Origin of the sequence: Arthrobacter sp. B10-11 (assembly GCF_033142195.1) — a bacterium.
Taxonomy (GTDB): Bacteria; Actinomycetota; Actinomycetes; order Actinomycetales; family Micrococcaceae; genus Arthrobacter; species Arthrobacter oryzae_C.
The window spans coordinates 1-5,764 of record NZ_JAWMTH010000011.1 but is presented as its reverse complement, the minus strand read 5'-3'; the positions used below and the strand labels follow the sequence as shown (position 1 = coordinate 5,764).

The window sequence follows — 5,764 nt, the reverse complement described above, 5'->3', positions numbered from 1 at the left end:
CTGGCCAAAACAACCAATCAATAAAACAATTGGTATCAACAAACTTGGCACACTATTGAGTTCTCAAACAACAGACACACCCGGCACCACCACAACATCCCAGCCGTGGATCGCTCCGGAGCAACTTCCCAAACTTACCCGATCCCGGACCGCTTTGCAAACCGGCGTTACCGCCAACCACAAGCACCACAGGAAGGGCCCCCGCCCGGTTTCCGCACGCCATAAAAGCGCCGTTTTTCAGGCCATTCAGAAGGGGGTCGGTCGCAATCTTTCCGCATCAGCGGCGGCGACTCGAATTACTTTACACGCCCACAGCACCACACACAAATCCACCCCCACACACCAAAGAACAACCCAAAAACCGTGGAATTCCGCGGTTTTCGGGCCCTTCCCGCCGCCTGCGGCCGCCCCCGCGGCTCGATCAGCTTTATGTGGACTGAGTCACAGCAAAGTCAAACGAGAAGTCCGCCTCCCCCGGTTCCAGCCGGTAGCCCTCCAGGACTCCCGGACCGCACGCCGCAGTTCCCACCCCATGCACCGCGTGATCGAGGTACATGTAGCTGCGCCCGTCCGGCACAAGGTCGGGCCGATGCGTCGCGGCGTCGAGTACTCCCAGGCTGTACGGGCGCACGGTCAGGGCAAACGGTTCACCCCTGACGGTGAGCCGGCCGGCGTCGAGGTTCAGTGCCGCGGAGCGCACGCCGGAGCGGGCGCCGGACTCCTGCGGCCGGACATAGTCCACGTCCATGTCTCTCAACGGCAGGTTGTGCCAGCCGAGCCTGGCGCCCTGGCCGGTATCCGGATAGCTGTGATGCGGCCCCTGGCCGAACCACTCCACGGATTCGGTCGGCGACTTCAGCACGAGTTCCACGCCGATCCGCGCCCACGGCACCGGCCGGCCGGAGTTGGTCCACGAACCGTCGGGTTTGACCGTTGTCCGCAGGCTGACACTGTCCCCGTCGCTGGTCCAGACATAGTTGGCGAGCACACCAAACTGCTTGCCGGCAGGGGCAACCCGGGTCCGGACAACGAGCTCCTCCCCGCCGCCGGCCGTGGGACGGGAAGAAATACCGACGAGCCGGGCATGCATCCGGTTGAGCCCGGCGTCCAGCCATTGCGTAGCCACGGGACGGGGATCCGGGCTGTCCCAGCCGGCACCGAGGTCGTTATCCGTGGGTACGCGCCACAGCAGGAGCCGGAATCCCTCGACGGCTGTGCCGCCAAGCCGGACGAGCTGACCCGTGGTCCGTTCGAATTCGGCCGGCCCCAAGCGAAGGAGACCGCCGTCCACCTCGACACCGGCCGTGGCCGCAGGCCGCTGCGCCACACGCACGTTGGCTGATTCCTGGCCCCAGGCAAGCTCGTGGCCCGCGGGGGCCCAGACGGATTCTTCCTTGAGCACGGCATGCACCGTCAGCACCGCCGTCGCCTGCGCGGCACGTTCCCGCAACCCCGCCGGTAACCGCACGTCGGCGGATTCACGCGGCGCCACGGGCGCAACGTCAACCCGGCCGCCGTCGACCGTTCCGCCGTCGGCCTCCACCCGGTACCGGAACTCCAGCCCCGACGTATCAGCGAAATCGAAGCGGTTGGTGACACTGAACGCGGACCAGTCCTCCGCCACCTCAATGGATAGCGGCTCGATGACCTTCTTGAAATCCAGGAGGCCCGGCCGGGGGACACGGTTGGCGTCCACCAGCCCGTCCGTGACGAAATTGCCGTCATGCACTTCCTCGCCGAAGTCTCCACCGTAAACGAAGTACTCCTGGCCATCGGGCCCCGTCCGTGTGATGCCGTGCTCCAGCCACTCCCACACAAAGCCGCCCATCAGCCTCGGGTAGCGATGGAACAGATCCTGGTACTCGGACATGCCGCCCGGCCCGTTGCCCATGGCGTGGACGTACTCGCACAGGACAAACGGCATGGCACGCCGCCGCGCATCGAGGCCGGCGTCATCCAGGGGAGGTTCCACGCCCTGGCCGATCAGCGCCGTTTCCGCCTGGCTTGCGTACATCCGCGAGTAGACGTCCACGTACGCCGAGCTCCAGTCGCCCTCGTAGTGGATGGGCCTGGACGGGTCACGGAGTTTGGTCCAGCGGGACATGGCCGCCAGGTTCCCGCCGGTGCCTGCCTCATTGCCCAGCGACCACATGATCACCGATGCATGGTTCTTGTCGCGTTCCACTGTCCGGGCCATCCGGTCCAGGAGGGCAGGCTGCCACTGCGGATCCGCGCTGGGATTCTGCTGCCAGGCGCCCTCTTCGAAACCGTGCGTTTCAAGATCGCATTCGAGGACAACGTAGAAGCCGAGCTGGTCCGCCAGCGCCAGGAAGTCCGGGTGCGGAGGGTAGTGCGAGGTCCGGATGGCGTTGATGTTGTGCTGCTTCATGAGCCGCAGCTCGCTCTCCATGACCTCCCTCGGCACCACGCGGCCCAGCCGGGGATGGTGTTCGTGGCGGTTGACGCCGCGGAGCAGGATCCGCTGCCCGTTCACTTTGAACTGCGCGTCCTCGATAACGATGCTCCGGAAGCCGATCTGGACTGAAACGGTCTCCCCCGCTCCGCCGGCAGTGGCTGTGCTGACAGTCGCGTCGTACAGCCGTGGCAGTTCTGCCGACCATGGTGAGATATCCGGGAGGCGATGCGCCTCGCCGGCGTGCAGTTCCAGCGCCAGTTCCGGGACGCGCACGACGGCGGCAACCGGCTCGCCTGCCCGGCTCACCTCAACGCGCAGGATGCCTTCGCCGCTGTGATGATCGAAGTCCGCATGGACAAAGACGTCGTCGATGCCCTCCGACGGGCGCGCCTGCAGCGTCACGTCCCGGAAGATGCCGGGGAGCCACCACATGTCCTGGTCTTCGACGTAGCTGGCTGCCGAGAACTGGGCCACCTGGACCGCCAGCACATTCCGGCCCGGAATCAGCACACCGGTGACATCGAACTCATGCGCCAGGCGGCTTCCGCGCGTGGTCCCCAGCAAAGTGCCGTTCAGCCACACCGTTCCCGCCGAGTCGATGCCGTCGAAACGAAGCAGGGCTTTCGGGAAAAACTCCGGGCCGGCCTCGAACTCAACGAACAAGTCACCGACGGGGTTGGCATCCGGGACATGCGGAGGTTCCACCGCGAAGGGGAATTGCACGTTGGTGTACCAGGGTGTGCCGTGGCCGTGCATGGGCCAGCTCGACGGCACCGGGAGATCGCCGAACTCCGGCCTGTCCCCGCCGGCCTGCCAGCCGTCCTGCGGCGCCTGCCGGATGCCCGGGTGGAGCCTGAACTTCCACACGCCTTTCAGCGACATACGCGGCGCAGTGCTGTCAAGGTAAGCCCGTGCCGGCAGCGTGCCCTTCGGTGGTGCCACCGAAGCGAGGTCAGCGACCTGTGCGGCGGCCACCTCGAGCGTCCTTACGGCGGAACCTGGACTAGCGGCAGGAGCTGGGGTGGCGGTGGAGGACTTAACGGTCATGGCTTTCCTCGGGGTGGGATCGATTCCGGTAAAGCAGGCACATCACGACGGCACCGGCGCAGTTTCGTGAACGTTCACGTTCCTGTCGATCGTACTCGGACTCACCACGTTTGGAAAGGGTGCGTCAGCTGCCGGAGCCTCCCGGAGGCGGCGACACAGTCCCGGCGGTTTCGCCGCCGTCGATGACGAACTCGGAACCGGTCACAAAGGAGGATTCGTCCGACGCAAGGTACACCACGAGGTCGGCAACCTCCCGGGGCTGGCCGATCCGGTGCAACGGCACGTGTCCGACGTCGAACGTCATACCCGCCGTCATGGGCGTCTCAATAACCCCCGGGTGCACCGAATTCACCCGTGTTCCGGATATTCCGAGGTCCAGGGCAGCGCTCTTCGTCAAGCCGCGGACACCCCACTTGGACGCCGTGTAGCCGGACAGGCTTTCATATCCCCGTATACCGGCAATGGACGAGATGTTGATGATCGAGGCGGATCCTGCAAGCGCCAGCGCCGAAGCGGCTGCCTTGATGCCGTTGAACACGCCGGTCAGGTTGACGTCGATGATCCTGGCCCAATCTTCATGGGGGTACTCCTCGATCCGGCCAAAGTTGACGATGCCGGCGTTGTTGACCAGCACGCTCAGACTGCCGAATTCGGTGACAGCCGCCTGGACCGCCTGCTGCCAGTCCGCGGGGCTCGTCACGTCGAGCCGGACGAACCGGACATCGCTGCCGAGCCTGGCTGCCAGATCGTCCCCTTCCTGGTCCAGGACGTCTCCGATTATCACCTTGGCGCCTTCTTGCAGCATCCGCTCGGCGATCGCCGCTCCGATTCCGCGCGACCCGCCGCTGATGAGGCCTACCTTGCCGTCCAGCCGTCCCATCCCTGCTCCTGTCCACCAGTTGGCGCCGAGCGGCCTTGGTGCGCTCACGCGCGGACCTGCAGCGCCCACCTGGACGGGCACCTGTCCCATCCCAGCTTGAAGCTCGGGCCGTGCGGGCGAAAGGGCACTACGACTCATATTTGCCGGGCGAACAATACAGGCGGCAAAGATCAGGCTGTTTCCCGGTGAATCAGCCGATGTCTAAGGGTGAGGCGTGACGCCTCTGAACCGGGGATGACGGACCCCGAGAGCAAACCATCAAGAAGTTCGACGGCGGCCCGCCCCACTTCCCGCAGGTCAAGTGCCATGGTGCTGAGTTGGGGAGTCACGAGCACACCCAGCGGGATACCGTCCATGCCGATCACGGCACAGTCCCCAGGGACGGTGCGCCCTGCCGCAGAGAGTGCTTTGAGGACCCCGGCGGCCATCAAATCGTTGAAGGCCAAGATCCCGTCCGTCTCCGGATACTCCCGGAGAAATCGGGCCACTGCCGCCCTGGCTGCATCGGCCGTCTCCTCGGCGACAATCAGGGACCACGACATCCCGAGGTCCTGCAGCCGACCGGCCACGGCTTTCCCGCGGACGGTGCCCGGAGATTGTCCGCCAAGGCCGGTTGGGGATCCTGCCTCCAGATAGGCGATGTTCCTCCGGTTCGATTTCACCAACTGGTCAACGGCCAGTTTGGCTGCGTGGTCGTAGTCGAAGTTGATGCTTCCGGCCGCATCGCCAGGAGTCTCGTCAAGGACTATGAGGGGCCGGCGGCCAAGGGCGGACTGGGCCTGCTGCGCGTAACCGCCAAGGTAGCCAATCACGGCATCCACCTGGGGCGCCAGATGCTCGACGGCGTCCAATCCGCTGCGGCCGCCGTGCCCGTAGTCATCGACCACGACGTGCCAACCGCGGAGTGTGGCCAATTCCACGACGCTTGAGGCAAAAGCCGGGAAATACGGGTTCGTGAGGTCGGGGATCGCCAGGCCTACCGAAGTCCGCGCTCCCTGGACGAGGCCTTTCGCGAAGCGGCTGGGGGTGTAGCCAAGTTCCTGAGCCAACTGCTGCACACGTTGGCGTGTGGATTCCTTGATGCCCGGCATGCCGTTCATGGCCCGAGTCACCGTTTGGCGCGACACCCCCGCGGCAGCGGCCACGTCGAGGATGGTGGCCCGCTTGGCCGGGTATGCCGGCGGTGAGTGGCTCATGAAGTGTAAGTCTAGAGGCCTCAGGGTGAGGGGTTTGGTTGGGTGGTTAAAGCGGGAGAGCCTCCAAACGGGTGTTTGGAGGCTCTCGACCTAATGTATGTCCGGCGGTGACCTACTCTCCCACACCCTCCCGGGTGCAGTACCATCGGCGCTGTGGGTCTTAGCTTCCGGGTTCGGAATGGGACCGGGCGTTTCCCCCACGCTATGACCGCCGTAACCCTTGCT

3 protein-coding genes and 1 rRNA gene are annotated in these 5,764 nt (G+C 65.2%); all 4 read right to left on the bottom strand.

Features of this window, described 5'->3' with window-relative positions:
• Positions 1-427 precede the first annotated feature (427 nt).
• Positions 428-3,463: a glycoside hydrolase family 2 TIM barrel-domain containing protein gene (locus RW112_RS20825; protein ID WP_317783580.1), complete on the bottom strand. Its 3,036-nt coding sequence runs from the start codon at positions 3,461-3,463 to the stop codon at positions 428-430.
• A 124-nt stretch (positions 3,464-3,587) separates the two neighbouring features.
• A complete protein-coding gene (locus tag RW112_RS20820; RefSeq protein ID WP_317783579.1) occupies positions 3,588-4,391 on the bottom strand; it encodes a glucose 1-dehydrogenase in 804 nt (267 codons plus the stop codon).
• A 122-nt stretch (positions 4,392-4,513) separates the two neighbouring features.
• A complete protein-coding gene (locus tag RW112_RS20815; RefSeq protein ID WP_317783578.1) occupies positions 4,514-5,539 on the bottom strand; it encodes a LacI family DNA-binding transcriptional regulator in 1,026 nt (341 codons plus the stop codon).
• A gap of 99 nt (positions 5,540-5,638) precedes the next feature.
• Positions 5,639-5,755, bottom strand: a 5S ribosomal RNA gene (rrf, locus tag RW112_RS20810).
• Between the last annotated feature and the right edge of the window lie 9 nt (positions 5,756-5,764).

What these genes read in the sequence shown, in the direction of transcription:
- RW112_RS20825 (WP_317783580.1), bottom strand. Translation starts at nt 3,463, where the DNA reads ATGACCGTTAAGTCCTCCACCGCCACCCCAGCTCCTGCCGCTAGTCCA.
- RW112_RS20815 (WP_317783578.1), bottom strand. Translation starts at nt 5,539, where the DNA reads ATGAGCCACTCACCGCCGGCATACCCGGCCAAGCGGGCCACCATCCTC.